Raw genomic sequence first — 25,434 nt, forward strand, 5'->3', positions numbered from 1 at the left:
GCGAGATGCGCTGGTGGGACATCGATCCCGTCCTGGTGCTGGAGAAGGACCTCTTTCCCGAGGACGCCTGGTCGCGGGGCATGTTCTGGTCCGAGCTGGCCCATGCGCGCGGGGCTTCGGCGACCCGGCGCTTCGTCGTCGCCGAGGACGGTGGACGGCTCGTCGGGTACGCCGGGATCGCCGCGTCCGGTGACCTCGCCGACGTGCAGACCATCGCCGTCGCCCGCGACCACTGGGGCACCGGACTCGGCGGGCGGCTGCTGACCGAACTCCTGCGCGCGGCCACCGCCTTCGAGTGCGCCGAAGTGATGCTGGAGTGCCGGATCGACAACGTGCGCGCGCAGAAGCTCTACGAGCGGTACGGCTTCGAGGCGATCGGCTTCCGGCGCGGCTACTACCAGCCCGGCAACGTCGACGCCCTGGTCATGCGACTGACCACGGAATCCAAGGGCGGCTCCGCCGCGGGTTCCACCTCCGAACAAGGAACCGAGAACAATGACTGACGAACCTCTCGTCCTCGGCATCGAGACCTCCTGCGACGAGACCGGCGTCGGCATCGTCCGCGGCACCACCCTGCTCGCGGACGCGATCGCCTCCAGCGTCGACGAGCACGCCCGTTTCGGCGGGGTCGTGCCCGAGGTCGCCTCGCGCGCTCACCTGGAGGCGATGGTGCCGACCATCGAGCGCGCGCTGAAGGAAGCCGGCGTCACGGCGAAGGACCTGGACGGCATCGCGGTGACCGCCGGTCCCGGGCTGGCGGGCGCGCTGCTGGTCGGCGTGTCGGCGGCGAAGGCGTACGCCTACGCGCTCGGCAAGCCGCTGTACGGCGTCAACCACCTCGCCTCCCACATCTGCGTGGACCAGCTGGAGCACGGGGCGCTGCCCGAGCCGACGATGGCGCTGCTGGTGTCCGGGGGCCATTCCTCCCTGCTGCTGTCGAGCGACATCACCTCCGATGTGCGGCCCATGGGCGCGACCATCGACGACGCGGCGGGCGAGGCCTTCGACAAGATCGCGCGCGTGCTGAACCTCGGCTTCCCCGGCGGTCCGGTCATCGACCGGTACGCGAAGGAGGGCGACCCGAGCGCGATCGCCTTCCCGCGCGGGCTGACCGGGCCGCGTGACCCGGCGTACGACTTCTCCTTCTCCGGTCTGAAGACCGCCGTGGCCCGCTGGATCGAGGCCAGGCGGGCCGCCGGTGAGGAGGTGCCGGTGCGGGACGTGGCGGCGTCCTTCCAGGAGGCGGTCGTGGACGTGCTGACCCGCAAGGCCGTCCGTGCCTGCAAGGACGAGGGCGTCGACCATCTGATGATCGGCGGCGGTGTCGCCGCCAACTCCCGGCTGCGGGTGCTGGCCCAGGAGCGGTGCGAGGCGGCCGGGATCCGGCTGCGGGTGCCGCGCCCGAAGCTGTGCACGGACAACGGGGCGATGGTGGCCGCGCTGGGTGCGGAGATGGTCGCCCGGAACCGGCCCGCCTCCAGCTGGGACCTGTCGGCGGACTCCTCGCTGCCGGTGACGGACCCGCATGTCCCCGGCCACGACCATGTGCACGAGGTCAGCAAGGAGAACCTCTACTCGTGACGGTCGCGCTGATGTGGGAGGCCCGGGCGGTCGACGGGCGGGGCGGGGAACTGCTCGCCTGGGCGCGGGCGCAGGAGCTGCCCCGCGCGCCGCTGCGGCGGGAGACCTTCCGGGCACCGCAGGACCGGGTGCTCGTCATCACGTGGTGGGACGCGGGACTCGACGCCGAACTGCCGGAACTTCCCGAGCCGGGCCCGGAGTTGGCGGGCCGGGCCGTGCACCGGTGGCGGTTCGAGTCGGTGGACTCGGACTGACGGACGCCGGTACGGGCAGCGGGTCCTAGGCCGACGCGGTCCCCGCGGGGGCCTCGCGGCGGGATCCGCCGGGGGAGTACGACAGCTTCCACGGTGCGTCGGTGTCGTATCCCCGCCACAGCACCCTGCCGTTCCTGCGCTCCCAGTCGGCGGCCAGCCAGGCCTGGCCCAGCCAGGAGAGGGCCGGCCACAGGGGGAGCAGGGCGATCCACGGTTCCCAGGCGACGGCGAAGACGGGCGTGGAGACCGCCATCACCGTGAAGAGCCACCAGTTGAGGGGGTGGCGGCGCAGGGAGACGACCTCCGCCGGGGCCCCTTCCAGGGGGACCGCGGCCTCGAAGTCCCGTATCTCGCCGAGCCACTTGAGCCGGGTCGCGCCGAGCAGCGTGAACACCACCGTGAACGCGATCATGCCGAGGGCGAACCTTCCCGCCCCGTAGGCCGTCATCGGCGCACCGCGCACGCCGCCCGTCACCGCCAGACTGACGGCGAGAGCGGCCAACGCGGTGTACACGGACCGCAGTTCATGGTGGACGTACCTGTCCATGGCGAGCCTCCCCCAGGCGCGGAGGGTCAGGCCGGTCCCGACACCTCCGTCTCGCAGCGCAGCACACGGTCCGGGCCCAGCACCCGTACCGGCCCCGTGAGGTTCAGCCGGGCCGTGTGCCGTACGTCCGTACTGGATGCCGCCAACCGCAGCTCCAGGATGCCCGGTTCGACGACCCTGCGGAGTGAACGATCTGTGAAGGAGGACAGGTCGGTGTGGAAGCGGAAGGAGACCCGGGCCGCCGCTCCCGGGGCCAGCCGCACGCGCTGGTAGCCGATCAGCCGGACGTCGGGCCGGGTCACCGAGGCCACCGGGTCGTGCAGATACAGCTGGACGACCTCGGAGCCCTCGCGGTCGCCGGTGTTGCGGACGGTCACGGTCATGTCGTAGGTGCCGTCCGTGCCGATCTCCGTGTCGGCGGCATCGGATTCCCAGGCGAACGACGTGTACGACCTGCCGTGCCCGAACGCGTACAGCGGGGTCGGGTCCAGATTGCTGACCTCGCCCGCGAGCCCCAGCGGCGGCTGGAGGTAGGTCCAGGGCTGGCCGCCCGGCACCTGCGGGACGCTCACCGGGAGGCGGCCCGAGGGGTTGACGCGGCCCGACAGCACTCCCGCGACCGCCGGACCGCCCTCCTCGCCGGGGAAGAACGCCTGCACCGCGGCGGCCAGTTGCCCGTTCCAGCGGCCGAGCGCGTACGGCCGGCCGGTCAGCAGCACCAGGACGACGGGCACGCCGGTGGCGACCAGGGTGTCCAGCAGTTCGCTCTGTACGCCGGGCAGCCGGAGGTCCGTCACATCGCAGCCCTCGCCCGATGTGCCCCGGCCGAACAGGCCCGCCCGGTCGCCCAGGACCGCCACGCACACGTCCGCCTCGGACGTCCGCGCCACCGCCTCCGTGAAGCCGGACCGGTCGGGGTCCGAGGTGTCGCAGCCCTCCGCGAACGTCACCTTGGCGTCGGGGAGTTCGGCGCGCAGGGCCTCCAGGACGGTCGGGATCTCGATGCCCATCGGGATGTCCGGGTGCTGGGTCAGGACATGGGACGGGAAGGAGTAGCAGCCGAGCATCGCCAGGGCGTCGGCCGCCCTCGGGCCCACCACCGCGATCCTCGTGTCCGGGGACAGCGGGAGGACACCGTCCGGGTTGTCCAGCAGGACCACCGACTCCTCGGCGAGGCGGCGGGCCAGGGCGCGGTTCGCCGCCGAGTCGAGATTGATCCGGCCGGTCGGCTCGGGGCTCCAGTCCTCGTCCAGGAGGCCCAGCTCGCACTTCTGGAGCAGGACCCGGCGGACCGCCCGGTCGATGAGCTCCTCGGGGACCTCGCCCGCCTGTACGGCGTCCAGGAGCGGTTTTCCGTAGCACTTCAGGGTGGGCAGTTCGACGTCGAGGCCGGCCGCGAGCGCCGCGTGGGCGGCCTCCGCCTCCGAGCCGGCGACCCGGTGCTGGCTCTGGAGAAAGCCGATGCCGAAGTAGTCGGCGACGACCGTGCCGGTGAAGCCCCATTCCTCGCGCAGGAGTCCGGTCAGCAGGCCCGGGTCCGCCGAGGCCGGGACGCCGTCCGTCTCGTTGTACGCCGCCATCACCGAGCGCGCCCCGCCCTCGCGCAGCGCCATCTGGAACGGCGGCAGGGTCACGTCCGCGAGCTCGCGGACGCCGGCCCGTACCGGTGCCTGGTTGCGGGCGCCCGCCGAGGACGCGTACCCGGCGAAGTGCTTGAGGGTGGCGACGATCCCGGCCGACTCCAGACCCCGGACGTAGGCGGCGCCGATCGTGCCGACGAGGTACGGGTCCTCGCCGACGGTCTCCTCGACCCGTCCCCAGCGCGGGTCGCGGACGACGTCCAGGACCGGGGCGAGGCCCTGGTGGACGCCGACCGCGCGCAGGTCCCGGCCGATGCCCCGGGCCATCTCCTCGACGAGCGGCGGGTCGAAGCTCGCACCCCAGGCGAGCGGGACCGGATACGCGGTGGCCTGCCAGGCCGTGAAACCGGCCAGGCACTCCTCGTGGGCGAGTGCCGGGATGCCGAAGCGGCCCGCCGCCGCGATACGGCGCTGGGCGCGGGCCAGTGCCTGCGCGCCCAGCGCCGGGTCCACGGGGGCGGTGCCGAAGGGGCGGGTCAGCTGGCCGAGACCATGGGTGATCAGCTCGTCCCAGTCGTAGTCGGCCGTCATCTCTCGCTGCAGCGGCGCGACTCCCTCGCCGTCCGCGCTGGCGCCCACCCAGACGCCGTACAGCTGGGCGGTCTTCTCCTGAAGGGTCATCCGGGAGAGGAGGTCGTCGACGCGAGCTGCGGCGGGCAGGGCGCGGTCACGCCAGGGGGCGGTGGTCATGAAACTCCTGTCAGGGTGAAGGCCCTCACGAATGTCCCTAATCGAATGCGCCTAACGAATGTTTCGATATGCGTGCCGAATGTTTTGGGAACCTAGGCGGGTCGGAAGGGTTCGTCAAGAGGTCGTGCAGGGATACGATCGCCGCCATGACACCCCCGGAGCCCGCTGAATCCCGGGCGACAGCCCCAGCAACCGGCCGCTCGTCGCAGACCGCGACGCTCGCCGAGATCGCCCGCGAGGCCGGCGTCTCGGCGCCGACTGTTTCGAAGGTGCTGAACGGCCGCGCCGACGTCGCCCCGGCGACCCGCACCCGCGTGGAGGAACTGCTGCGCGCCCACGGCTACCGGCGCCGCCGGGCCGAGGCGAGCCGTTCGCCCCTGATCGACCTGGTCTTCCACGAACTGGAGAGCGCGTGGGCGATGGAGGTCATCCGGGGCGTGGAGAACGTCGCCCGGGACGCCGGGCTGAGCGTGGTGCTCAGCGAGAGCGCGGGGCGGCTCACGCCCGGGCGGACCTGGGCCGACCAGGTCGCCGCCCGGCGCCCGCACGGCGTGATCCTCGTGCTGTCCGGGCTCGACGAGTCCCAGCGCGCCCTGCTCACCAGCCGGGCGATCCCGTTCGTCGTCATGGACCCGGCCGGCGACCCCGGTGCCGACGTGCCCTCCATCGGCGCCACCAACTGGCAGGGCGGGCTCGCCGCCACCCGGCATCTCGTCGACCTCGGGCACACCCGGATCGGCGCGATCAGCGGACCCTCCCGGATGATGTGCAGCCGCGCCCGCATCGACGGCTACCGGGCCGCCCTGGAGACCGCCGGACTGCCGGTCGACCCCGAGCTCATCAAGAACGGTGACTTCCATCACGAGGCCGGCTACCGGCTGGGTCTGGAGCTGCTGCGCCGTCCGGACCGGCCGACCGCCGTCTTCGCCGGGAACGACCTCCAGGCGCTCGGGCTGTACGAGGCCGCGCGCGAGCTGGGACTGAGGATCCCGGAGGACCTGAGCGTGGTCGGCTTCGACGATCTGCCCGTCGCGCCCTGGGTGGGGCCGCCGCTGACGACCGTACGGCAGCCGCTCACCGAGATGGCCGAGGCGGCGGCCAAGCTGGTGCTCGATCTGGCACGTGAGGAGGGGACTCCGGCGGCCACGCGGGTGGAGCTGGCGACGAGTCTGGTGGTGCGCAGCAGCACCGCCGGGCCGCCGTTGGCCGGAAGTTGACGTATTGACGGGTGGGGCCGTCACCCCCACACTCCTCCGAAGTCAATCGGCTGCACGACCGAAACTTTCGGAGGCACCCGCAGTGAGATCCTCCAGAACTTCGCTCCGTGTACGACTCGCCGCTCTGCTGGCCGGAGCGGCCGCCGTCGGCACCCTGGTGACCGCCGGCACGACCACCGCGCACGCCGCCGACACCCCGCTGCGCGACCTCGCGGCCGCCAAGGGAAAGGCCATGGGTACGGCGGTCACCGGCTCCAAGCTGACCGGGACCTACGGCGACCTCGCCGGGGCTCAGTTCAACTGGCTGACCCCCGGCAACGCCATGAAGTGGGGCTCGGTCGAGCCGACCCGGGGGACCTTCAACTGGACCGAGGCGGACCAGATCGTCGCCTTCGCCGAGGCCCACGACCAGGAGGTGCGCGGCCACACCCTGGTCTGGCACAGCCAGAACCCGGACTGGCTGACCAACGGCACCTGGACCCCGGCCCAGCTGAGCACGCTGCTGAACGACCACATCGCCACCGAGGTCGGCCGGTACAAGGGGCGGCTCGCGGCCTGGGACGTCGTCAACGAGCCCTTCAACGAGGACGGCACCTACCGCCAGACCCTCTGGTACAACGGCCTCGGCACCGGCTACATCGCCCAGGCCCTCACCGCCGCCCGCGCCGCCGACCCGGCCGCCAAGCTCTACATCAACGACTACAACGTCGAGGGCGTCAACGCGAAGAGCACCGCCCTCTACAACCTGGTCAAGTCGCTGAAGGAGCAGGGCGTCCCGATCGACGGGGTCGGCCTTCAGGCCCACCTCATCCTCGGCCAGGTGCCGTCCACGCTCCAGCAGAACATCCAGCGCTTCGCCGACCTCGGCGTCGACGTGGCCATCACCGAGCTGGACATCCGGATGACGCTGCCCTCCGACAGCGCCAAGCTCACCCAGCAGGCCGCCGACTACAAGGCCGTCATGAACGCCTGCGTGGCCGTGGCCCGCTGCACCGGCGTCACCGTCTGGGGCTTCACCGACTCCGACTCCTGGATCCCGAGCACCTTCCCGGGACAGGGCGCGGCCACGCCGTACGACGAGAACTACGCGCCGAAACCGGCGTACCACGCCATCGCGGAGGCGCTCGGCGGCACGACCACGCCCCCGACGGGGGCCTGCACCGCGGCCTACAGCGTGGCCAGCCAGTGGAACACCGGGTTCACCGGCCAGGTGCGGATCGCCTGCTCGGGTGCCGCGCTGTCGTCCTGGAAGGTGACGTGGACCTACGGGGCGGGCCAGCAGATCACGCAGGCCTGGAACGCGACCTGCACGCAGTCCGGCGCGGCGGTCAGCTGCGCCAACGCCTCCTACAACGGGACCGTGCCGGACGGCGGCTCGGTGACCTTCGGGTTCAACGGGTCATGGAGCGGGAGCAACCCGGTGCCGACCGTGACGCTGGGCTGAGAAAGGTGAGATTTTCCGAAGAAAGGCGGCCCGGACGCGCTCCTCGTAATAATTCGGACTTACGTTCCTCCCCGTGAGCGGAGACGACGAAGACGGACGAGTGGGCCGGCGGTCGCGTGTGCTGAAGGCCGCCGGCCTCACTCTCGCGGGTGTGCTGGTGCTGGGCGCCGCGACCGGTGGCTGGCTGTACTGGCACCTCAACGGCAACATCAAGAGCGTCGACATCGACAACGCGCTCGGCGACGACCGTCCGGCGAAGGCGGTGACGACCCCTTCGCCGTCGGCGTCCGCTTCCGCCGCCCCGCTGCCCTCCGAGGCCCTGAACATCCTCGTCCTCGGCTCCGACTCGCGCAGCGGCAAGGAGAACCAGGAACTCGGCGGCGGTGACAGCTCAGGGGCCCGGTCCGACACGGCGATGGTCGTGCACATCGACGCCGGCCGCACCGGGGCGACGGTGGTCAGCATCCCGCGCGACACGCTCGTCACCCGCCCGTCGTGCCCCCTGGACGACGGGGGCTCCACGGCGGCGGCCTACAGCGCGATGTTCAACAGCGCGTACTCCGTCGGCGGTCCCGTCTGCGCGGTCAAGACCGTCGAGTCGATCACGGACGTCCGCATGGACCACTACATCGAGATCGACTTCTCGGGCTTCGCGAAGCTGGTGAACGCCCTCGGAGGCGTGACCGTGACGACGGACGAGGACATCGACGACTCCAGCAGCCATCTGACGCTGAAGGCGGGCACCCACCACCTCGACGGCAAGCAGGCCCTCGCGCTCGCCCGCACCCGGCACGGCATAGGCGACGGCAGCGACCTCGGCCGGATAGGCCTCCAGCAGAAGCTGGTGAAGGCGCTCCTGGAGCAGATCTCCTCGACCGACCTGCTCACCAGCCCCACCCAGCTCTACGAGGTCGCCGACGCGGTCACCGGCAGCCTCACCACCGACACCGGGCTCGACTCCCTGAGTGAGCTGATGAGCCTGGGGCAGAGCCTCAAGGGTCTGTCGGCGGACCGGGTGAAGACGGTGACAATGCCGGTCGTGCGGGCCCCGTCGGACGCCAACCGGGTGGTGGCGGACGAGCCCGAGGCGAGCGAGCTGTGGAAGTCGCTGCGCTGAGCGGCGTACAACTTCCCCGCCTGCCGGGGGGTCTTGTGCGGTGACGGTGTCGCCGTGACGAGAGGCTCTCCCTGTGTTCTCCCTGCGTACGTTGCTCCCTCGGGCCGTTCCGGTCGTGGCCGGTGTGCTCGCGCTCGGTGTGCTGCCGTCCGGTCTGACGGACCGCGCCGAGGCCGCCGTTCCCGCCCCCGTCCAGGACGACTTCGACGGCGACGGCTACCAGGACCTCGCCGTCGGCGCTCCGAGAGCCACGGTGGGCGGGCAGGAGCGGGCGGGGTACGTCGTCGTCCTGTACGGCGGCCCGCACGGGCTGACCAAGGACCGGCGGACCGTCATCAGCCGCGCCACGAGCGGGATCCCGGGCGGCCCGGCCAAGGGCGAGCAGTTCGGTGTCCAGCTGTCCAGGGGCGACCTCGACGGCGACGGGCGCACGGACCTGGTCGTCGGACACGCGTCCACGACGAAGGACGCGGTGGTCGTCTGGGGCGGGAAGAGCGGCCTGTCCGGCGGTACGTCCGTCCCCGCGACCAGCGCGCAGGCAGGGGACTTCGACGGCGACGGGCGCACGGACCTGACCCTGTTCAAGGGTGGCCGCGCGCAGGGCGACGACCCCTACGGCACCACCCCCACGGTCTGGACCGGCCCGCTCTCCCGCGCCGGGAAGCCGGCCGCCACGAGGGCCTTCGGCCCCGACGACCTGCGCTACCACGACGTGTGGGACGGCGCGGTCGGGGACGTGAACGGCGACGGCCGCGACGACCTCGCGCTGACCGTCTACACCGGCGACGGCGGCTTCGGTTCGGTCTTCTACCTTGCGAACGCCTCCGGGGCCGCCTTCATCTCCGCCACCGCGCCCGCCGGAAGCGGCGGAACCGGCGGCGTCGCCTTCGGTGACGTCAACGGCGACGGCTACGACGACCTCGTCCGGGGTCTCGCGGAGGAGTCGAGGATCGTCGTGGGCCTCGGCTCGGCCGACGGGGTGGGTAGCGGCACGACGTACAGCCAGGACACGCCCGGAGTACCCGGTGCGTGGGAGGACGTGGACTACTTCGGCGGCGCGGTGTCCGTCGGCGACGTCAACGGCGACGGCTTCGACGACGTGGCCGTCGGCGCGCCCGGCGAGGAACTGGGGTACGACGACGGCGCGGGCACCGTGGACGTCCTGTACGGCAGCGACACCGGCCTGACCGGCAAGGGCGCCCAGGGCTTCACCCAGGACACGGCCGGTGTCCCCGGCGCCGTGGAGGCGGGCGACGGCTTCGGCGGTGCCGTACGCCTGCTCGACACCAACGGCAACGGCTGTGCCGACCTCGCGGCCGCCGCGCCCCACGAGAACTCCGGGGCGGGCTCGGTGTGGTCCCTGCGGGGGCGGCCGACCGGTGTCGTGACCGACGCCGCGTTCGTGTTCGGCGGGCGGACGGTGGGGGCGCCGTACGCGAAGGCGGCCTTCGGGGCGGAGCTCGGCTAGGGCGAACGTCCCGGGAAGTACGCCCGTGACCTGCACAGACGTAGGACGCGAAAAATTCTTCGAAGAAATCTCGCGAGCCTGTCGATCCGGGTGTCTCCCGATCGACGCATGGTTGAGAGGCCGGAAAGATCCGGCCCCCCGAACCGAGGAGCCAACATGCCGCGATACCTGTCGCTCGTGCAGATCGACGAGTCCACCGCCCCCGCAGAGGGCCCCAGCGACGAGCTGATGCAGCGCATGGGGGAGCTGATCGAGGAGATGACCAAGGCCGGGGTGCTGCTGGACACCGCCGGGCTCACGCCCTCGGCGCAGGGCACCCGGGTGCACTGGAGCGGTGGTCAGGCGTCCGTCACCGACGGGCCGTTCACCGAGTCCAAGGAGGTCGTCGGGGGGTACGCCATCGTGCAGTGCAAGGACAAGGCCGAGGCCGTCGAGTGGACCAAGCGGTTCCTCCAGGTGCACGAGCCGCACTGGACGGTGACCTGCGAGGTGCGGGAGATCGCCGAGGGCTGAGGGCAGGGCTGAACCGCGGGCCGAGCGGGTGTCCTTGGCCGTACGCGAGGAGGGGTGTTGCATGGGGGACTGTGAGCCCACAGTCCTCCAGCGACCCCCGCGGCACCGTCGAGACGGTGTTCCGCATGGAGTCCCCCCGCATCATCGCCGGTGTCACCCGTATCGTCCGGGACGTCGGCATCGCCGAGGAACTGGCCCAGGACGCCCTCGTCGCGGCCCTTGAGCAGTGGCCGCGCGACGGTGTCCCCGGCAATCCGGGCGCCTGGCTCATGACCGCCGCCCGGCGCCGCGCCGTCGACCTGGTCCGGCGCCGCGAGAACTACGCCCGCAAGCTCCAGGAGATCGGCCGCTCGCTGGAGACGACGCTCCCGCCCGAGGAGCCGGCCGACCCCGAGGACATCGACGACGACCTGCTCCGCCTGGTCTTCACCACCTGCCACCCGGTGCTCTCCGCCGAGGCCCGTGTCGCCCTGACCCTGCGGCTGCTCGGCGGCCTCACCACGGCCGAGATCGCCCGCGCGTTCCTCGTCCCGGAGCCGACGATCGCCCAGCGCATCGTCCGGGCCAAACGCACCCTCGCGACGAAGAACGTCGCCTTCGAGGTGCCCTACGGCGCCGAGCGCGAGGCCCGCCTGGGAGACGTCCTCGACGTCATCTACCTCGTCTTCAACGAGGGTTACGCCGCCACCGCGGGCGACGACTGGGTACGCCCCGGACTGTGCGAGGACGCCCTGCGCCTGGCCCGCGTCCTGGCCGGGCTGATGCCGAAGGAAGCGGAGGTCCACGCGCTGGTCTCGCTCCTGGAGTTCCAGGCGTCCCGCACCGCCGCCCGCACCGGCCCCTCCGGCGAGCCGGTCCTCCTGGAGGACCAGAACCGCCGCCGCTGGAACCGCATGCTCATCGCCCGCGGCATCAACGCCCTCGCCCGCGCCGACGCCACCCGCACGGGCGCCCCCGGCCCCTACGCCCTCCAGGCCGCGATCGCCGCCTGTCACGCCCACGCCTACACCTACGAGGAGACCGACTGGGCGAGCATCGCGACCCTGTACGGGCTGCTCGCCGTCCGCGCCCCGTCCCCGGTCGTCGAGCTCAACCGCGCGGTCGCCGTGTCGAGGGCCCAGGGCCCGGCACCGGCCCTGGAGATCGTCGACGCCCTCATCGGCGAACCCGCCCTGCGCGACTACCACTTGCTCCCGAGCGTCCGCGGCGACCTGCTGGCCCGCCTCGGGCGTACGGCGGAGGCGAGGACGGAGTTCGAGCGGGCGACGGGCCTGGCGCGCAACGCACGGGAGCGGGAACTGCTGACGGCGCGGCTGAGGGCACTGCCCACACCGTGACCGGGGACAACGGCCTCCCGCCGGCCGGTCACGCCGGGGCGCCGACCAGTATCGTCGGCGCGCCCGCGACCCGGGTCAGGAACACCGTCGCCGACCTGGCCCCGTACGGCTTCGGAAGCACCTTCCTGCGCAGCTCCTCCGGCTCCACGGCCGACCCGCGCTTCTTCACGGTCAGGATCCCGACCTCGCGCTCCCGCAGTAGCGCCTTCAACTTCTTCACGCCGAAGGGGAGTTGGTCGGTGATCTCGTACGCGGTCGCGTACGGGGTCGCACGCAGCTCGTCGGCGGTGATGTAGGCGATGGTCTCGTCGATCAGCCCGCCCTCCAGGTCCTCGGCGACCTCGGCGACCAGGTGGGCGCGGATGACGGCGCCGTCGGGCTCGTACAGATACCGTCCGAGCGGCCGCACCTCGGGGTTCGGGAGCCCCCGCCCGAGGAGGGTGCGCGGACCCGGCAGCAGGGTCGCCCGTACGGCCCCCGGCGCGGTACCGAACCACAACACCGCCTCCTTGACGTCCCCGCCGTCGGAGATCCACTCGGCCTCGGCCTCGGCGGGGACGGTCTCGTGCGGGATGCCGGGAGCGATCTTCAGCGCGCCGTGGGGCGCCTTGAGCGCGGTGTCGATCGCCCAGGACAGGGGCGGAGAGTAGGCCTCGGGGTCGAAGATCCGGCCGCGCCCGGAGGAACGCCGGGCCGGGTCGACGAACACGGCGTCGTACGGGGCGGTGTCGATGTCGGTGACATCCGCCTCCCGCACCTCGATCAGGTGGGCGAGCCCCAGCGCGTCGGCGTTGGCCCGCGCCGCGGCGGCGGTGAGCGGGTCGTGGTCCACGGCGAGCACCCGGATCCCGGCCCGGGCGAGCGCGATCGCGTCACCGCCGATCCCGCTGCACAGGTCGGCGACGGAGGTGACGCCCAACTCCTTCAGCCGCTGGGCGCGATACGTCGCCACGCTCGCCCGCGTCGACTGCTCGACCCCGTTCGGCGTGAAGAACATCCGCCCCGCGTCCTCGGCCCCGAACTTCACCGCCGCCCGCTGCCGCAGCCGGGCCTGGCCGAGCGCGGCCGACACCAGTTCCGCGGGGTGCTCGCGGCGCAGCCGGGTGGCGACGGCGAGTTCGTCGGCGGGGGCGGTGTCGCGCACCGAGTCGAGGAGGGCGCGGCCCTCGGGGGTCAGAAGGGGGGCGAGGTCGTTCACCGGGACATTGTGGGCCAGTCGGTGGACGGTCCGCCTCCGGCGGCGGTGTCGGCCCGGGAGCAGGGCGGTGACCTGCGAGGATCCCGCGCCATGGGATCAGTAGTACAAAATGATAAAAGTCGGTCTCTTCGGGCTTTCCGGGCCCGTACCGGGATCGCCCTGCTCGCCGTCGCCGTCATCGCCTCGGGCTGCGCACAGGCCGAGCGCGCCGAGGTGCGTCCGGTGCGCCCGGCGCCCGGCCAGCAGCCCCTGAAGGGGGCTCCGGCCCGGGCCCTGGACTCGTACGCCACGAAGCTCCGCGCCGCGGCGAGGGTCGCGAAGCGCTGGGGCCTGGCCGGAGTCCCGCTGGCGCCCCCGGCGCCGCCGGTGAACAAGCCGAGGATCACGACCCGCAAGGGTTTCGAGGTGAACGGCCACGAGGAGAAGGGTCTCCCGCCGGTCTTCACCACGATCCCGACCACGGAGAAGATCGTCTTCCTCACGATCGACGACGGCGCCGAGAAGGACCCGGCCTTCCTGCGGATGATGAGCGAACTGAAGATCCCGTACACCGCCTTCCTCAGCAACTACCTGGTCAAGGGCGACTACGGCTACTTCAAGGACATGCAGGACAGGGGGGTCGGGCTGAACAACCACACGCTGCACCACCCCTACCTGCCCGGACTGTCCTACGCCCGCCAGAAGCACGAGATCTGCGGCATGCAGGACATCATCGAGAAGCGCTTCGGCAAGCGTCCCACCCTCTTCCGCCCGCCCTTCGGCAACTACAACGAGGCCACGCTGCGCGCCGCGAAGTCCTGCGGGGTGAAGTACGCGCCGATCTGGAACGAGGAGGTCTTCGTCGACCGCTGGGACTACCGCGAGTGGGACCGGAAGATCCGCCCGGGCGACATCGTGCTGAGTCACTTCCGCGGCCGGGGCGAGTGGAAGGGCACGATGCCCGACATGATCCGGCGGTTCCTGAACAAGGTCACGGCCGAGGGGTACGCGGTGGCCCGCCTCGAGGACTACCTGTGAGTTCGCGTGGCCCGGCCGCGGCGGCCCTGGTGGCGCTCGTCCTGCTCGCCGCCGGTTGCGCCCGGTCGGTCGACCCCGTCGAGCGGTGGGGCAAGGCGGGTTCGTACGGCGCGCGGGCGACCGAGTCCGGGACGGGCCCGCCGGCCGTCGTGAGACGGGTCCCCACCTCCGACAGGACCGTCTTCCTGACCTACGACGACGGCGCCGAGAAGGACCCGCGCTTCGTCGAACTGGTCCGTGAACGGCGGCTGCCCGTCAGCATGTTCCTCACCGACAGCGTCGTCGGCCCCGGGTACGGGCACTTCGCCCGCCTCCAGTCGGTGGGCGCCTCCATCCAGAACCACACCCTCGACCACACCGCCCTGCGCGGTCTGCCGTACGCCGGGCAGCGCGCCGAGATCTGCGGCCAGCAGGACAAACTCAAGTCCCGCTTCGGCATCCGCCCCCGCCTCTTCCGCCCGCCCTACGGCACGTACGACACGACCACCCTGCGCGCCGCCGCCGACTGCGGTGTCGCGGCGGTCGTGCTGTGGCGCGCGTCCATGGGGGACGAGCGGCTGAGCTACCCGACGGGGGAGCGCCGCCTGCTCCCCGGCGACATCGTCTCCGTGGCCTCGATCGGGACGACGGGACTGACCCTGGTGGAGCGCACGCAGCGGCTGCTGGGGGAGATCCGCAGGGCCGGGTTGAGGGTGGGGCGGCTGGAGGACTACCTGTAGGTCCGGTGCGGGGTCAGAGCGTCCAAAGGCTGACCGTGAGGATCAGGAAGAAGACCGCGGCCAGTGCCTGTGCCACGCCCGTGAGCCGGTATCCGTCCCGGAAGAAGAAGACAGCCGCCCCGGAAGTCGCCGACGCCATCCCGGCCGACCACGCCGTCGCGCCCCCCCGGGTGGCCGTTCAGCAGCAGGACCGCGACGAACACGAGGCCGAAGGCGACTTCCACCGGTACGAGGATCGCGAGTACGCAGCCGTCGGCCACGAGAGAGTCGGGGTATCCCGGCGCCCCGGAACCGGCTCGGCACGCGCGGTGAATTAGCAGTCCGCTTGACCGAGTGCTAATCACAGTCATAGTCTCGGGTCTGGCACTCCCCACTGGAGAGTGCCAATAGCGACGGGCAGGTCCGGCACCCGCGACGACGGATCCACCTGGTCGCCACCTCAGACAGTTAACCCCGTGAGATCTCCGAAGGGGGAGGTCGGATCGTGACGACCACCAGCTCCAAGGTTGCCATCAAGCCGCTCGAGGACCGCATTGTGGTCCAGCCGCTCGACGCCGAGCAGACCACCGCCTCTGGCCTGGTCATTCCGGACACTGCCAAGGAGAAGCCCCAGGAGGGCGTCGTCCTGGCCGTGGGCCCGGGCCGCTTCGAGAACGGCGAGCGCCTGCCGCTCGACGTCAAGACCGGCGACATCGTGCTGTACAGCAAGTACGGCGGCACCGAGGTGAAGTACAACGGCGAGGAGTACCTCGTCCTCTCGGCTCGCGACGTGCTCGCGATCATCGAGAAGTAATTCACCCGCTTCCTCACCGAAGCACATTGCATGTGAGCTGCGCCCCTGGCCCCCGCGACCATTAATCAGCCGGGCGTCGGGGGCGCGGTTCGTTTCACCCACGTTTTCCGAGAGGGCTGAACCGCTCCCATGGCGAAGATCCTGAAGTTCGACGAGGACGCCCGTCGCGCCCTCGAGCGCGGCGTCAACAAGCTTGCCGACACGGTCAAGGTGACGATCGGCCCCAAGGGCCGCAACGTCGTCATCGACAAGAAGTTCGGCGCCCCCACCATCACCAACGACGGTGTCACGATCGCCCGCGAGGTCGAGCTCGACGACCCGTACGAGAACCTCGGCGCCCAGCTGGTGAAGGAGGTGGCGACCAAGACCAACGACATCGCGGGTGACGGTACGACCACCGCCACCGTGCTGGCCCAGGCGCTCGTCCGCGAGGGCCTGAAGAACGTCGCCGCGGGTGCCTCCCCGGCGCTGCTCAAGAAGGGCATCGACGCGGCCGTCGCCGCGGTCTCCGAGGAGCTCCTCGCGACCGCCCGCCCGATCGACGACAAGGCGGACATCGCCGCCGTCGCCGCGCTGTCCGCCCAGGACACGCAGGTCGGCGAGCTCATCGCCGAGGCGATGGACAAGGTCGGCAAGGACGGTGTCATCACCGTCGAGGAGTCCAACACCTTCGGTCTGGAGCTGGACTTCACCGAGGGCATGGCCTTCGACAAGGGCTACCTGTCCCCGTACTTCGTGACGGACCAGGAGCGTATGGAGGCCGTCCTCGACGACCCGTACATCCTGATCAACCAGGGCAAGATCTCCTCGATCCAGGACCTGCTGCCGCTCCTCGAGAAGGTCATCCAGGGCGGTTCCTCCAAGCCGCTGCTGATCATCGCCGAGGACGTCGAGGGCGAGGCCCTGTCGACCCTGGTCGTCAACAAGATCCGCGGCACCTTCAACGCGGTCGCGGTCAAGGCCCCCGGCTTCGGCGACCGCCGCAAGGCGATGCTGCAGGACCTCGCGGTCCTCACCGGCGCCACGGTCATCTCCGAGGAGGTCGGCCTCAAGCTCGACCAGGCCGGTCTGGACGTGCTGGGCTCCGCCCGCCGCGTGACGATCACCAAGGACGACACCACGGTCGTCGACGGTGCCGGTGACTCCGCGGACGTCACGGGCCGCGTCGCCCAGATCAAGGCCGAGATCGAGAACACGGACTCCGACTGGGACCGCGAGAAGCTCCAGGAGCGCCTCGCGAAGCTGGCCGGCGGCGTGTGCGTGATCAAGGTCGGCGCCGCCACCGAGGTGGAGCTGAAGGAGAAGAAGCACCGTCTGGAGGACGCCATCTCCGCGACCCGCGCCGCGGTCGAGGAGGGCATCGTCTCCGGTGGTGGCTCCGCTCTGGTCCACGCCGCGAAGGTCCTCGAGGGCGGTCTGGGCAAGACCGGCGACGAGGCCACCGGTGTCGCCGTCGTGCGCCGCGCGGTCGTCGAGCCGCTGCGCTGGATCGCCGAGAACGCCGGCCTGGAGGGTTACGTCATCACCTCCAAGGTCGCCGAGCTCGACAAGGGCCAGGGGTTCAACGCCGCCACCGGCGAGTACGGCGACCTGGTCAAGGCCGGCGTCATCGACCCGGTCAAGGTCACCCGCTCCGCCCTGGAGAACGCCGCCTCCATCGCCTCCCTCCTGCTCACGACCGAGACCCTGGTCGTCGAGAAGAAGGAAGAGGAGGAGCCGGCCGCCGCTGGTCACAGCCACGGCCACTCCCACTGAGCTCAGTAGCTCGTAGCTCTTAGAAGGCCCGGCACCTGGGGTGCCGGGCCTTCGTCTTCGCCGCCCTACTGCTCCAGCGCTTCCAGCGCCCCCAACTGCCCCATCAGCCCGAGCCGGTCGTACTGCCACCACCCCTCGACGATCCGCCCGTCCGGGGCGCACCGGTGAATGGTGGTCCCGGTCATGGTGACCCGCTTCCCGCTGGCCGCGATCCCGAAGAAGTCCCCGACATGCGTCCCGTTCCAGGTCCACCGGGTACACACCCGGTCGCCCTGGGCGATCTGCTCATGGACCGTGAACCCGAAGTCGAAGGCCCCCCGCCACGTCTCGACCTCCTGGCGCATGGCATCGAACCCGACGGCGTCCTGGTCATTGGCGGGATCGTGATCGTGATACTCCTCGGCGACCAGCTCCCCGAGCGCCGACAGCTCCCCGCTCCCGGCCAGCGTCTCGAAGAACCGTCGAGCGGTGTGCGCGTACAGCTGCTCGTCCCGCACCACGTCCAGATCGGTGAAGGTCGGCGTCTCGTCGCACAGAGCGACCATCTCCCGGAAAATCGTGTCGGTCTCCGGCAGCCCGGAGTTCCGCATCGCCTCCTCGTACGACGGGAACTCCACGATCTCGACGAAGTGCGACGCATCCCCCCGGTCCTTCGCGATGGTGGTGTGCGTCGCCGTCCGTCTCCCCTGGGTCTGCTCGACCCACGTGTCCATCAGCCGGTTCATCTCGTCGAACCGGCTGGTCCTGCAGTCGATGAGCTGTACGAAGGTCATGACACCATCGCCTCCGGCCCCCCTGGGTCCGGTTGTACGGCACCATTCTCCTCCTCTTTGGCATCATGAGCGTCATGGAGGCGCGGGGGGAGCGGTCCGTCTCGGCGGGCGGCGACATCGGGGTGGTGGTGACGGGCGACTACAACGTCGTCACACTGGGTCCCTCGGTGCGCTCGGCCTACTGGGAACAGGTGCGCCGCATCGCCCCACCCGAACTGATGGGCCGCGCGGCCGAGTTGGCCGACCTCGCAGCCTTCTGTACGACCGACTCCGGCCCGGCGTATGCCTGGTGGCGCGCGGACGCGTGGGCGGGCAAGACGGCCTTGATGTCGTGGTTCGCGCTGCATCCGCCAGCGGGTGTGCGGATCGTGCCGTTCTTCGTGACGGCTCGGCTGGGGGCACAGAACGATGCGACGGCGTACGTCGATGTCGTACTGGAACAACTCACCGAACTGGCCGGTGAGGGACTGCCCGCCCACCTCACCGAGTCCACCCGCGAGGCCCACCTGCTTCACCTGTACGGCGCGGCCGCCGCCGCGTGCGAGCGCCGCGGGGAACGTCTGGTGCTGCTGGTCGACGGCCTGGACGAGGACCGGGGTGTCACGACCCGCTCCGACGCGCACAGCATTGCGGGTCTGCTTCCGCCCGCCCCGCGCTGCGGGATGCGTGTCTTGGTCGCGGGGCGCCTGAACCCCCCACTGCCGGGTGACGTGGCGGAGGGCCACCCGCTGCGCGAGCCCGGAATCGTGCGCGGTCTGGCGTCATCTCCGTACGCCGAGGCGATCCGCACCGAGGCGGAGCGTGAACTGAAGCAGCTGATCGAAGCCGGCGGCCTGGAGTACGACCTGCTGGCCCTGGTGACCGCGGCGGGCGGCGGCCTCACCGCGCAGGACCTGGCCGAACTGACCGGGGCCGTCCCCTATCGGGTGGCCGACGTGTTGCGGACGCGGGCGGGGCGAACGTTCGGGGTGCGGGGAAACGTCTGTCTGCTAGGACACGAGGAACTGCAGACGCAGGCACAGGAGATGCTGGGCCGCGCCGAACTCGCTCGGTACCAGGAGCAGTTGCATGCCTGGGCCGACGGATGGCAGGCACGGGGCTGGCCCGACGGCACGCCCGAGTACCTGCTTCGCGGCTACTTCCGCCTGCTCACCACGCTCGACGACCACCGACGGATGCTCCCTCTGGCCCTGGACCCGCGGCGGCACGAGCGACTGGCAGAGCTGACCGGCGCGGACGCGGCGGCGCTGGCGGAGACCCGGGTGGCCGCCGAGCACCTGGTGTGGGCGGGCGACCCCGATCTGTGTGGTCTGCTGCGACTCGCCATGTGCCGGACGGAACTGGAAGCCCGCAACCTCGGTATCAGCGCCCAGATGTGCCGGTCTCGCGCGGAGCTGGGACAGGGCGGACGCGCGGAGGCGATGGCCCGCGCCATGCCGACCGGCCTGGACCGGGCGGACGCCCTGGCCGAGGTCGCGGAGGTGCTCTGTGCGCAGGGTGAGCATGAGCGGGCCTTGGACCTCGCGCAGGACGCCCTGGAGCTGCTGGCCGGCAGAACGGTGGACGGCCGCACGGGCTCCTGCGCGGTGCGGATCGTCGGTGTCCTCGCGGCGCTCGGCCTGGACGAGGAGGCGGAGCGTCTCGACCGACTCGTCACTCGTATCCCTTTCGAGCCGGAGAGGGATCCGCTCGTCGGTGAACTCGTCGGCGCGTGGGCGAACGCCGGGCGGTACGAACGAGCCGAGGCGCTGGCGCGGTCACTGGGACCGTGGCACGCACCGGAGGCCTTGGTCCGACTCGCTGAAGCCCTGGCGCGGGCCTGCGAGTCGGACAGGGCCGACGCCCTGTTCGACGAGGCCGAGCGACTGGCCCGGTCGCACGGCCTGGTGCGGACCTTGCACATGCTGCTTGCGGCGGGCGAGCCCGAACGCGCCGGCTCCTTGCTGCGGGCGGCCCTGGCGGACACGTCGACCGTCGGCCGTCCGCGCGCGCATCTGGTTGGACTCCTGGCGCGGACGGGCGAGTTCGAGCGTGCCGCCGACTGGCTGGTCAGCATCGAGGACGGGTGGGATCGTTCCTCGGCGGCAGCGGATCTGACCGAAGCGTTGGCCGCAGCCGGGCGGATCGCCGAGGCCGAGCTCCTCCTGGAGGAGATCGACGAGGATCAGGACGACTACGACTGTGCGCTGGCCGTGATCGTCGAGGCGCTGGTCGCGGCGGGTCTGTTCGACCGATCCTGGACGTCGGCGGCGCGGCTGGGGATCCCCGGGGTCGGGGCCGATGCTCTCGCCCGTGGTGCCGTCTCCCGGGCGGCGGCCGGTTATCCCGTGGAGGCTGCCGCCTTCCTGGCGCGGGTCGAGGCGGCTGTGCGGGCCCGGGTGCCCGACGGCCGGACGGCCGGTGTGCGCGCCACGGTGGCGAAGGACCTGCGGGCCGCGGGACATACGGAGGCCGCTCTGGCAGTGCTGGAAGACGTCGAGTCCCTCATCCCGGGACGCCCGGGGGCGGACGCCGACTTCAGCGATGCCTTTCCTCATGACTCCGCCGTCGCCTGGGCGGCTGAGGAACTCGCCTGCTCAGGGCAGCTGAACAGAGCCGAGGAACTGGCCGCCACGGCAGTCGTGCCGTTTCACGTGCGCGGAGCGTGGAGCGCGATCGTTCGTGCCCTGATCGAGAAAGGGGAATACGCACGGGCCGTGACGCTGGCACACGGCCAGGATCAGGACCTTCGCGAGTTCCTGTACGGCGAGATGGCGCCGGACCTCGCGGCGACCGGCGAGGTGCGACGAGCGGTGGCTCTGGTCGACCGGGTCGAGAAGCCGGAGGTCCTCTCCCTGGCCCTCGCCGCCATGGCCGAAGCCCTGGCGGTGTCGGGGCGGGACGACCGTGCCCGCGCCGTGCTGGACGACTGGGCGCGGCGCGGTGAGGCGGCTCCCGGGACAGCCGGTTGGTGGGGCGGCATGATGACCGCCGCCCACCTCCTTGGTGCATGGCATGCCCTGGGCGAGGACGCCGCGACCCGCCGGGAGATCAACCACGCGATGGAATTCGGGAGCCGGCGCGACATGGTGTGCGAGCCGGTTCTCCGGGCGCTGGTCGCGTCAGGGCACAACGACCATGCCGAGCGGTTCGCGGGTGAGGTCGATGGACCCGGGCGGTGGGGAGAGGCCCACGACGTCCTGGTGGAGGAACTCGTCGCGGCTGGCGAGTACGACCGGGCGGCGCGGCTCGCCGGTCTCGACGACGATCCCTCCCGGCTGAGCCTGCGCTCGGCCGTGGCCCTGGCCCCGCACACGGACACCGGACGCGACCTGGTCGTGCGGGCACTGGACCTGGGCGACTGGGTCGACGTGCTGCCCGCCCTCGTACGGCTGGACCCACGCACCGTGCCGGTGGTCGTCGAGACTCTGCGCGGTGCGGCGGCCCCGGCCCTGTGACCGCCGCTACTGCGGCCCGTACTTCCGCCCCGTCCTGGAGCTGATCCCTCCGAGCATCCCCCGAGGCACCACCTTCACCACGCCCATCAACGCCTTGTACCGGGGATCCGGGATCGACAGCGTCTTGCCCCGCGCGAGGTCGTGCAGCGCGGCCGCCACGAGCTTGTCGGCGTCGAGCCACATCCAGCCGGGGATGTTGTCCGTGCCCATGCCCGCCCGCTCATGGAACTCGGTGCGTACGAAGCCGGGGCACAGGGCCATCAGGCGCACCCCGCTCCCCGCCAGGTCCTTGGCCGCCCCTTGGGTGAACTGCACGACCCACGCCTTGGACGCCCCGTACGTGCCGCGGGGGACGAAGGCCGCCACCGAGGCGACGTTGACCACGCCGCCGCGGCCCCGCTCGCGCATCCCCTCCGTCGCCGCCGACGTCAGACGGAGCACCGCCTCGCAGTGGACCTTGAGCATCTTCAGCTCGTCGGCCATGGAGACGTCGAGGTAGCGGCCCTTGTTGCCGAAGCCCGCGTTGTTCACCAGCAGGTCGACCGGGTTCCGGCGGTCGGAGAGGCGGGCGGCCACGGTCTCGATGCCGGAGTCCTCCGCGAGGTCCGCCGTGAGGACCTCCGCCTCGATGCCGTGGCGGTCGTGGAGTTCGGTGGCCTGTTCGCGCAGCCGCTTGGTGTCGCGGGCCACCAGGACGAGGTTGTGGCCGTCGGCGGCGAGGCGCCGTGCGAACGCGGCACCGATGCCCGCGGTCGATCCCGTAATCAATGCCGTTGTCATGCCGCAAGGTTAGTGACCGGGACGGACAGCGTCCGCTTGCGAGGACGCCGTCAGGCGCCGTGCTTCTCCACATAGTCGAGCGCCCACTGCCGCACTTCCGGATGGAGCGCCTCGCCCGCCGCCAACAGCCGCGGCTGGAGGGGCCGTTCGGTGGTCATCGCCCGGAACGCCAGGGCGACCGTCACCTCGTGGTCCGGCCGGTGCACGATCTCGACCGGGTCCCCGGAACGGATCTCACCGGGCCGGATCACCCGCAGGTACGCCCCGGGCGCGCCCTTCTGCGTGAACCGCTTCACCCACCGCTTCTCCTCCATATGGCCCTGGAAGGTGCCGCACGGGATGCGCGCGCTGGTGACCTCCAGCACCACTTCGGGCCCGATGCGCCAGCGTTCGCCGATCAGCGCGCCGGAGACGTCGATGCCCTGGGTCGTGAGGTTCTCGCCGAACGCGCCGAGGGCCAGGGAACGGCCGAGCTCGCGCTCCCAGTCGTCCAGGTCCTCACGCGCCATCGCGTACACGGCCTGGTCGTCGCCGCCGCGGTGCTGTCTCTTGCACACCGCGTCCCCGGCGAGCCCGCTCCCGCCGATGCCCTTGGGGCCGGGCGCGGCCACCCGTACCGGTGTGTCGACCGGCCGCTTGTCGATACCGGTGACGCCCTCCGGGTTGTCCGTGTACGAAACGGCTTTCTCGCGGCCCAGATTCACCGACAGCAGCTTCATAGCGGCACGGTAGGGCACCCGAACCCAAAGGTGCCACGCAATATTCGCCATTGCGTCAAAGTCTGGCTTATCCTCGGAGGGTGATCGAGGCCCGTCATCTCCGTGTCCTGCGCGCCGTCGCCGCCACCGGCTCCTTCTCCGCCGCCGGGCGCGAACTGGGCTGCACCCAGCCCGCCGTGAGCCAGCAGATGAAGGCCCTGGAGACGTCCGTCGGCACCCCGCTGCTCATCCGCAGCGGCCGCGAGATGCGGCTGACCCAGGCGGGGGAGGCACTCGTGCGGCACGCCGCCGGGATCCTCGCCGGACTGACGGCGGCGGAGGAAGAGGTCGCCGCCATCGCCGGACTGCGGGCCGGGCGCGTGCGGCTCGTCTCCTTTCCCAGCGGCAGCTCCACCCTCGTACCGACCGCGCTCGCGGCGCTGCGTGCCGCGCACCCGGGCACGCGGGTCTCCCTGGAGGAGGCCGAACCCCCGCAGTCCGTCGCGATGCTGAGGGAGGGCGACTGCGATGTCGCCCTCGCCTTCCGGTACGAGGGGGCCGCCCAGGAGGGCGAGTGGGACGACCTCGTCGTACGACCCCTGCTGCGGGACCGTCTCGTCGCCCTCGTACCGGAGCGGCACCGGCTCGCGTCCGCCGGGTCCGTGGCCATCGGGGAGCTGGCGCGGGAGCCCTGGATCGCCGGATGTCCGCGCTGCCGTGGGCAGTTGGTCCAGGTGTGCGAGGGCGCCGGGTTCACACCCCGCATCGACTTCGCGACCGACGATTATCCGGCGGTGGTGGGACTGGTGGGCGCCGGCCTCGGCGTGGCCGTGCTGCCGCAGCTGGCCATCGAGTCCGTACGGCCGCGGGGCGCGCGCACCGTCACGCTGGAACCGGCGGTGCGGCGGGAGATCGTCGCGCTGACCCTGCCCGATCTGGCCCAGGTGCCCGCGGTGGCGGCGACCCTGGACCGGCTCGCTGTCGCGGCGGGCCGGAAGTAGGGAAGGGCACGCGTACGCGTGCCCTTCCGGAAGAAACGTTCCTTCAGTTGTTCGAGACGGCATGTCCACCGACCGACGACGCCGTCACCAGCCGGTTCCGCGCCCGCCCCATGAGCTCCTCGCGCTCGTCCTCGGTCAATCCGCCCCACACGCCGTACGGCTCCCTCACCGCCAACGCGTGCGCCGCGCACTGGGCGCGGACCGGGCATCTCATGCAGACCTCCTTGGCCGAGTTCTCACGAGCGCTCCGGGCCGCTCCTCGCTCGCCCTCCGGATGAAAGAAGAGCGAGCTGTCCACCCCGCGACAGGCGGCCAGGAGCTGCCAGTCCCACAGGTCCGCGTTCGGTCCGGGAAGGCGGGAGAAATCTGCCATTGCGTGACCCCTTGTAGCCGTTCTGTGGCGGATTCGGTGTCTACGACCGTACATCTGCGATCTAAGGAGATGAAAATATGACTCATTGCGAATCTAGCCTCAGACACCAGGAAATGGGAAGAAATGGAGCTAAATGGGGCACTGGTTGTGATGAAACGTTGTGGGTCCGTCGTGCATGTCTGCACCGTGTCCGGCCCCTCACGTAGAGTGCCGAAGATGGCACACGGCCCCGTAACTCTTTCGAGTGACCGTCGTTGAGAGTGCGGAGGCGGTTGAAACACAAAGCGCTCGGGCAAGCGTCCGAGACGGTCGACCGCACAGGTGACGATTTCGTACCAGCCTGGAGGCTCAAGGTGACGTGCATCAGCTGCGGAGGGCGGCCATGACATCCGTCCTCGTCTGCGACGACTCCCCGCTTGCCCGAGAGGCGCTCCGCCGCGCGGTCGCGACCGTGCCCGGCGTCGAGCGCGTGACGACCGCGGCCAACGGCGAGGAAGTCCTCCGCCGCTGGGGCGCCGACCGTTCGGACCTGATTCTGATGGACGTACGCATGCCCGGTCTGGGCGGCGTCGAGACCGTCCGTCGGCTGCTGTCCGCCGACCCGGGTGCGCGCATCATCATGCTCACCGTCGCGGAGGACCTGGACGGGGTCGCGCTCGCGGTCGCCGCGGGCGCGCGGGGCTATCTGCACAAGGACGCCTCGCGCGCGGAGCTGCGGGCGACGGTGACGCAGGCCCTCGCCGACCCGACGTGGCGGCTCGCTCCCCGTCGGCTGCGGTCCGCCGAGATGGGGGCGGCGCCGACGCTCACCGCGCGTGAGATCCAGGTGCTCGAGGGAATGAGCCACGGTCGGTCCAACGCGGAGATCGGGCGGGAGCTGTTCCTGTCCGAGGACACCGTGAAGACGCACGCGCGTCGGCTGTTCAAGAAGCTCGGTGCGTCCGACCGGGCGCATGCGGTCGCGCTCGGGTTCCGCTGGGGTCTGGTTCGCTAGGTAGTCGTACGGGCTGCGGGTCGTTCGTGGCTGGTCGTACCCGCGCGGCGGTAACCGCGTGTTGATGCAGGCCCGCGCCCCTGCGGGG

24 protein-coding genes are annotated in these 25,434 nt (G+C 71.3%); 16 read left to right on the forward strand and 8 right to left on the reverse strand.

Annotation, left to right across the window (positions count from 1 at the left end):
• The first annotated feature begins 5 nt into the window (after nucleotides 1–5).
• The 3 genes from rimI to OG381_RS28160 are packed head-to-tail and all read left to right on the forward strand — an operon-like array spanning nucleotide 6 to nucleotide 1,835.
• Nucleotides 6–503 carry a ribosomal protein S18-alanine N-acetyltransferase gene (rimI, locus tag OG381_RS28150; protein ID WP_327722570.1) on the forward strand — a complete coding sequence of 166 codons (498 nt, stop codon included), beginning with the start codon at nucleotides 6–8 and terminating at the stop codon, nucleotides 501–503.
• Nucleotides 496–1,581, forward strand: a complete 1,086-nt coding sequence (gene tsaD / locus OG381_RS28155) for a tRNA (adenosine(37)-N6)-threonylcarbamoyltransferase complex transferase subunit TsaD (protein WP_327718842.1) — start codon at nucleotides 496–498, stop codon at nucleotides 1,579–1,581. The genes rimI and tsaD overlap by 8 nt, the downstream gene beginning before the upstream one ends.
• The gene (locus OG381_RS28160; protein ID WP_327718843.1) at nucleotides 1,578–1,835 is read left to right on the forward strand and encodes a hypothetical protein; all 258 of its coding nucleotides are present in this window, start codon (nucleotides 1,578–1,580) and stop codon (nucleotides 1,833–1,835) included. Before tsaD ends, OG381_RS28160 begins: the two co-directional genes overlap by 4 nt.
• Before the next feature lie 25 nt (nucleotides 1,836–1,860).
• On the opposite strand, the gene OG381_RS28165 is transcribed toward OG381_RS28160, so the two are convergent.
• Both OG381_RS28165 and OG381_RS28170 read right to left on the reverse strand, forming a co-directional pair.
• A complete protein-coding gene (locus OG381_RS28165) occupies nucleotides 1,861–2,382 on the reverse strand; it encodes a hypothetical protein (RefSeq protein ID WP_327718844.1) in 522 nt (173 codons plus the stop codon).
• 26 nt (nucleotides 2,383–2,408) lie between these two features.
• Nucleotides 2,409–4,712, reverse strand: a complete 2,304-nt coding sequence (locus tag OG381_RS28170; protein ID WP_327718845.1) for a glycoside hydrolase family 3 N-terminal domain-containing protein — start codon at nucleotides 4,710–4,712, stop codon at nucleotides 2,409–2,411.
• Nucleotides 4,713–4,858: 146 nt separating this feature from the next.
• On the opposite strand from OG381_RS28170, the gene OG381_RS28175 reads away from it, so the two are divergent.
• From OG381_RS28175 to OG381_RS28200, 6 genes are all read left to right on the forward strand, one after another.
• Complete coding sequence (locus OG381_RS28175; protein WP_327718846.1) at nucleotides 4,859–5,929, forward strand: LacI family DNA-binding transcriptional regulator; 1,071 nt, start codon at nucleotides 4,859–4,861, stop codon at nucleotides 5,927–5,929.
• Between the two features lie 82 nt (nucleotides 5,930–6,011).
• Nucleotides 6,012–7,373, forward strand: a complete 1,362-nt coding sequence (locus tag OG381_RS28180; protein WP_327718847.1) for an endo-1,4-beta-xylanase — start codon at nucleotides 6,012–6,014, stop codon at nucleotides 7,371–7,373.
• A 73-nt stretch (nucleotides 7,374–7,446) separates the two neighbouring features.
• The gene (locus OG381_RS28185; RefSeq protein ID WP_327718848.1) at nucleotides 7,447–8,490 is read left to right on the forward strand and encodes an LCP family protein; all 1,044 of its coding nucleotides are present in this window, start codon (nucleotides 7,447–7,449) and stop codon (nucleotides 8,488–8,490) included.
• A gap of 73 nt (nucleotides 8,491–8,563) precedes the next feature.
• Nucleotides 8,564–9,958, forward strand: coding sequence for an FG-GAP-like repeat-containing protein (locus tag OG381_RS28190; protein ID WP_327718849.1), 1,395 nt, complete (start codon nucleotides 8,564–8,566; stop codon nucleotides 9,956–9,958).
• Between the two features lie 156 nt (nucleotides 9,959–10,114).
• Nucleotides 10,115–10,471, forward strand: coding sequence for a YciI family protein (locus OG381_RS28195; protein WP_327718850.1), 357 nt, complete (start codon nucleotides 10,115–10,117; stop codon nucleotides 10,469–10,471).
• A 125-nt stretch (nucleotides 10,472–10,596) separates the two neighbouring features.
• Nucleotides 10,597–11,808, forward strand: coding sequence for an RNA polymerase sigma factor (locus tag OG381_RS28200; protein ID WP_327722572.1), 1,212 nt, complete (start codon nucleotides 10,597–10,599; stop codon nucleotides 11,806–11,808).
• A 28-nt stretch (nucleotides 11,809–11,836) separates the two neighbouring features.
• Here OG381_RS28200 and OG381_RS28205 read toward each other — a convergent pair whose 3' ends face one another.
• The gene (locus OG381_RS28205; RefSeq protein WP_327718852.1) at nucleotides 11,837–13,006 is read right to left on the reverse strand and encodes a class I SAM-dependent methyltransferase; all 1,170 of its coding nucleotides are present in this window, start codon (nucleotides 13,004–13,006) and stop codon (nucleotides 11,837–11,839) included.
• A 90-nt stretch (nucleotides 13,007–13,096) separates the two neighbouring features.
• On the opposite strand from OG381_RS28205, the gene OG381_RS28210 reads away from it, so the two are divergent.
• Both OG381_RS28210 and OG381_RS28215 read left to right on the forward strand, forming a co-directional pair.
• Nucleotides 13,097–14,023: a polysaccharide deacetylase family protein gene (locus OG381_RS28210; protein ID WP_327718853.1), complete on the forward strand. Its 927-nt coding sequence runs from the start codon at nucleotides 13,097–13,099 to the stop codon at nucleotides 14,021–14,023.
• Nucleotides 14,020–14,742, forward strand: a complete 723-nt coding sequence (locus OG381_RS28215) for a polysaccharide deacetylase family protein (protein WP_327718855.1) — start codon at nucleotides 14,020–14,022, stop codon at nucleotides 14,740–14,742. The genes OG381_RS28210 and OG381_RS28215 overlap by 4 nt, the downstream gene beginning before the upstream one ends.
• Before the next feature lie 13 nt (nucleotides 14,743–14,755).
• On the opposite strand, the gene OG381_RS28220 is transcribed toward OG381_RS28215, so the two are convergent.
• Nucleotides 14,756–14,881: a hypothetical protein gene (locus OG381_RS28220; RefSeq protein WP_327718856.1), complete on the reverse strand. Its 126-nt coding sequence runs from the start codon at nucleotides 14,879–14,881 to the stop codon at nucleotides 14,756–14,758.
• Nucleotides 14,882–15,226: 345 nt separating this feature from the next.
• Here OG381_RS28220 and groES point away from each other — a divergent pair, with 345 nt between their 5' ends.
• Both groES and groL read left to right on the forward strand, forming a co-directional pair.
• On the forward strand, nucleotides 15,227–15,535 hold the full coding sequence (gene groES / locus OG381_RS28225) for a co-chaperone GroES (protein WP_003998759.1): 309 nt from the start codon (nucleotides 15,227–15,229) through the stop codon (nucleotides 15,533–15,535).
• A 129-nt stretch (nucleotides 15,536–15,664) separates the two neighbouring features.
• Entirely contained in the window at nucleotides 15,665–17,290 is a 1,626-nt protein-coding gene (gene groL / locus OG381_RS28230) for a chaperonin GroEL (RefSeq protein ID WP_327718857.1), read from the forward strand.
• Between the two features lie 65 nt (nucleotides 17,291–17,355).
• On the opposite strand, the gene OG381_RS28235 is transcribed toward groL, so the two are convergent.
• Nucleotides 17,356–18,063 carry an ester cyclase gene (locus OG381_RS28235; RefSeq protein WP_327718859.1) on the reverse strand — a complete coding sequence of 236 codons (708 nt, stop codon included), beginning with the start codon at nucleotides 18,061–18,063 and terminating at the stop codon, nucleotides 17,356–17,358.
• Nucleotides 18,064–18,128: 65 nt separating this feature from the next.
• On the opposite strand from OG381_RS28235, the gene OG381_RS28240 reads away from it, so the two are divergent.
• Nucleotides 18,129–21,500, forward strand: a complete 3,372-nt coding sequence (locus tag OG381_RS28240) for a tetratricopeptide repeat protein (RefSeq protein WP_327718860.1) — start codon at nucleotides 18,129–18,131, stop codon at nucleotides 21,498–21,500.
• A 6-nt stretch (nucleotides 21,501–21,506) separates the two neighbouring features.
• On the opposite strand, the gene OG381_RS28245 is transcribed toward OG381_RS28240, so the two are convergent.
• Both OG381_RS28245 and OG381_RS28250 read right to left on the reverse strand, forming a co-directional pair.
• The gene (locus tag OG381_RS28245) at nucleotides 21,507–22,280 is read right to left on the reverse strand and encodes an SDR family NAD(P)-dependent oxidoreductase (protein ID WP_327718861.1); all 774 of its coding nucleotides are present in this window, start codon (nucleotides 22,278–22,280) and stop codon (nucleotides 21,507–21,509) included.
• Between the two features lie 50 nt (nucleotides 22,281–22,330).
• The gene (locus OG381_RS28250) at nucleotides 22,331–22,999 is read right to left on the reverse strand and encodes an MOSC domain-containing protein (RefSeq protein ID WP_327718863.1); all 669 of its coding nucleotides are present in this window, start codon (nucleotides 22,997–22,999) and stop codon (nucleotides 22,331–22,333) included.
• Between the two features lie 80 nt (nucleotides 23,000–23,079).
• On the opposite strand from OG381_RS28250, the gene OG381_RS28255 reads away from it, so the two are divergent.
• Nucleotides 23,080–23,979, forward strand: a complete 900-nt coding sequence (locus tag OG381_RS28255) for a LysR family transcriptional regulator (protein ID WP_327718865.1) — start codon at nucleotides 23,080–23,082, stop codon at nucleotides 23,977–23,979.
• Nucleotides 23,980–24,022: 43 nt separating this feature from the next.
• On the opposite strand, the gene OG381_RS28260 is transcribed toward OG381_RS28255, so the two are convergent.
• Nucleotides 24,023–24,352, reverse strand: a complete 330-nt coding sequence (locus OG381_RS28260) for a WhiB family transcriptional regulator (RefSeq protein WP_046261616.1) — start codon at nucleotides 24,350–24,352, stop codon at nucleotides 24,023–24,025.
• Between the two features lie 382 nt (nucleotides 24,353–24,734).
• Between OG381_RS28260 and OG381_RS28265 the strand changes: the two genes are divergently transcribed.
• Nucleotides 24,735–25,346 (forward strand): response regulator transcription factor, encoded by a 612-nt coding sequence (locus tag OG381_RS28265; protein WP_003948568.1) that lies wholly within the window; start codon nucleotides 24,735–24,737, stop codon nucleotides 25,344–25,346.
• Nucleotides 25,347–25,434: the final 88 nt, after the last annotated feature.

The organism is Streptomyces sp. NBC_00490 (assembly GCF_036013645.1).
GTDB classification, from domain to species: Bacteria; Actinomycetota; Actinomycetes; order Streptomycetales; family Streptomycetaceae; genus Streptomyces; species Streptomyces canus_F.

Coding starts and splice junctions, on each gene's coding strand:
- rimI (WP_327722570.1), top strand. CDS start 6: ATGCGCTGGTGGGACATCGATCCCGTCCTGGTGCTGGAGAAGGACCTC.
- tsaD (WP_327718842.1), top strand. CDS start 496: ATGACTGACGAACCTCTCGTCCTCGGCATCGAGACCTCCTGCGACGAG.
- OG381_RS28175 (WP_327718846.1), top strand. CDS start 4,859: ATGACACCCCCGGAGCCCGCTGAATCCCGGGCGACAGCCCCAGCAACC.
- OG381_RS28220 (WP_327718856.1), bottom strand. CDS start 14,881: ATGGCGTCGGCGACTTCCGGGGCGGCTGTCTTCTTCTTCCGGGACGGA.
- OG381_RS28170 (WP_327718845.1), bottom strand. CDS start 4,712: ATGACCACCGCCCCCTGGCGTGACCGCGCCCTGCCCGCCGCAGCTCGC.
- OG381_RS28235 (WP_327718859.1), bottom strand. CDS start 18,063: ATGACCTTCGTACAGCTCATCGACTGCAGGACCAGCCGGTTCGACGAG.
- OG381_RS28260 (WP_046261616.1), bottom strand. CDS start 24,352: ATGGCAGATTTCTCCCGCCTTCCCGGACCGAACGCGGACCTGTGGGAC.
- OG381_RS28200 (WP_327722572.1), top strand. CDS start 10,597: ATGGAGTCCCCCCGCATCATCGCCGGTGTCACCCGTATCGTCCGGGAC.
- groL (WP_327718857.1), top strand. CDS start 15,665: ATGGCGAAGATCCTGAAGTTCGACGAGGACGCCCGTCGCGCCCTCGAG.
- OG381_RS28195 (WP_327718850.1), top strand. CDS start 10,115: ATGCCGCGATACCTGTCGCTCGTGCAGATCGACGAGTCCACCGCCCCC.
- OG381_RS28240 (WP_327718860.1), top strand. CDS start 18,129: ATGAGCGTCATGGAGGCGCGGGGGGAGCGGTCCGTCTCGGCGGGCGGC.
- OG381_RS28245 (WP_327718861.1), bottom strand. CDS start 22,280: ATGACAACGGCATTGATTACGGGATCGACCGCGGGCATCGGTGCCGCG.
- OG381_RS28165 (WP_327718844.1), bottom strand. CDS start 2,382: ATGGACAGGTACGTCCACCATGAACTGCGGTCCGTGTACACCGCGTTG.
- OG381_RS28265 (WP_003948568.1), top strand. CDS start 24,735: ATGACATCCGTCCTCGTCTGCGACGACTCCCCGCTTGCCCGAGAGGCG.
- OG381_RS28250 (WP_327718863.1), bottom strand. CDS start 22,999: ATGAAGCTGCTGTCGGTGAATCTGGGCCGCGAGAAAGCCGTTTCGTAC.
- OG381_RS28210 (WP_327718853.1), top strand. CDS start 13,097: ATGGGATCAGTAGTACAAAATGATAAAAGTCGGTCTCTTCGGGCTTTC.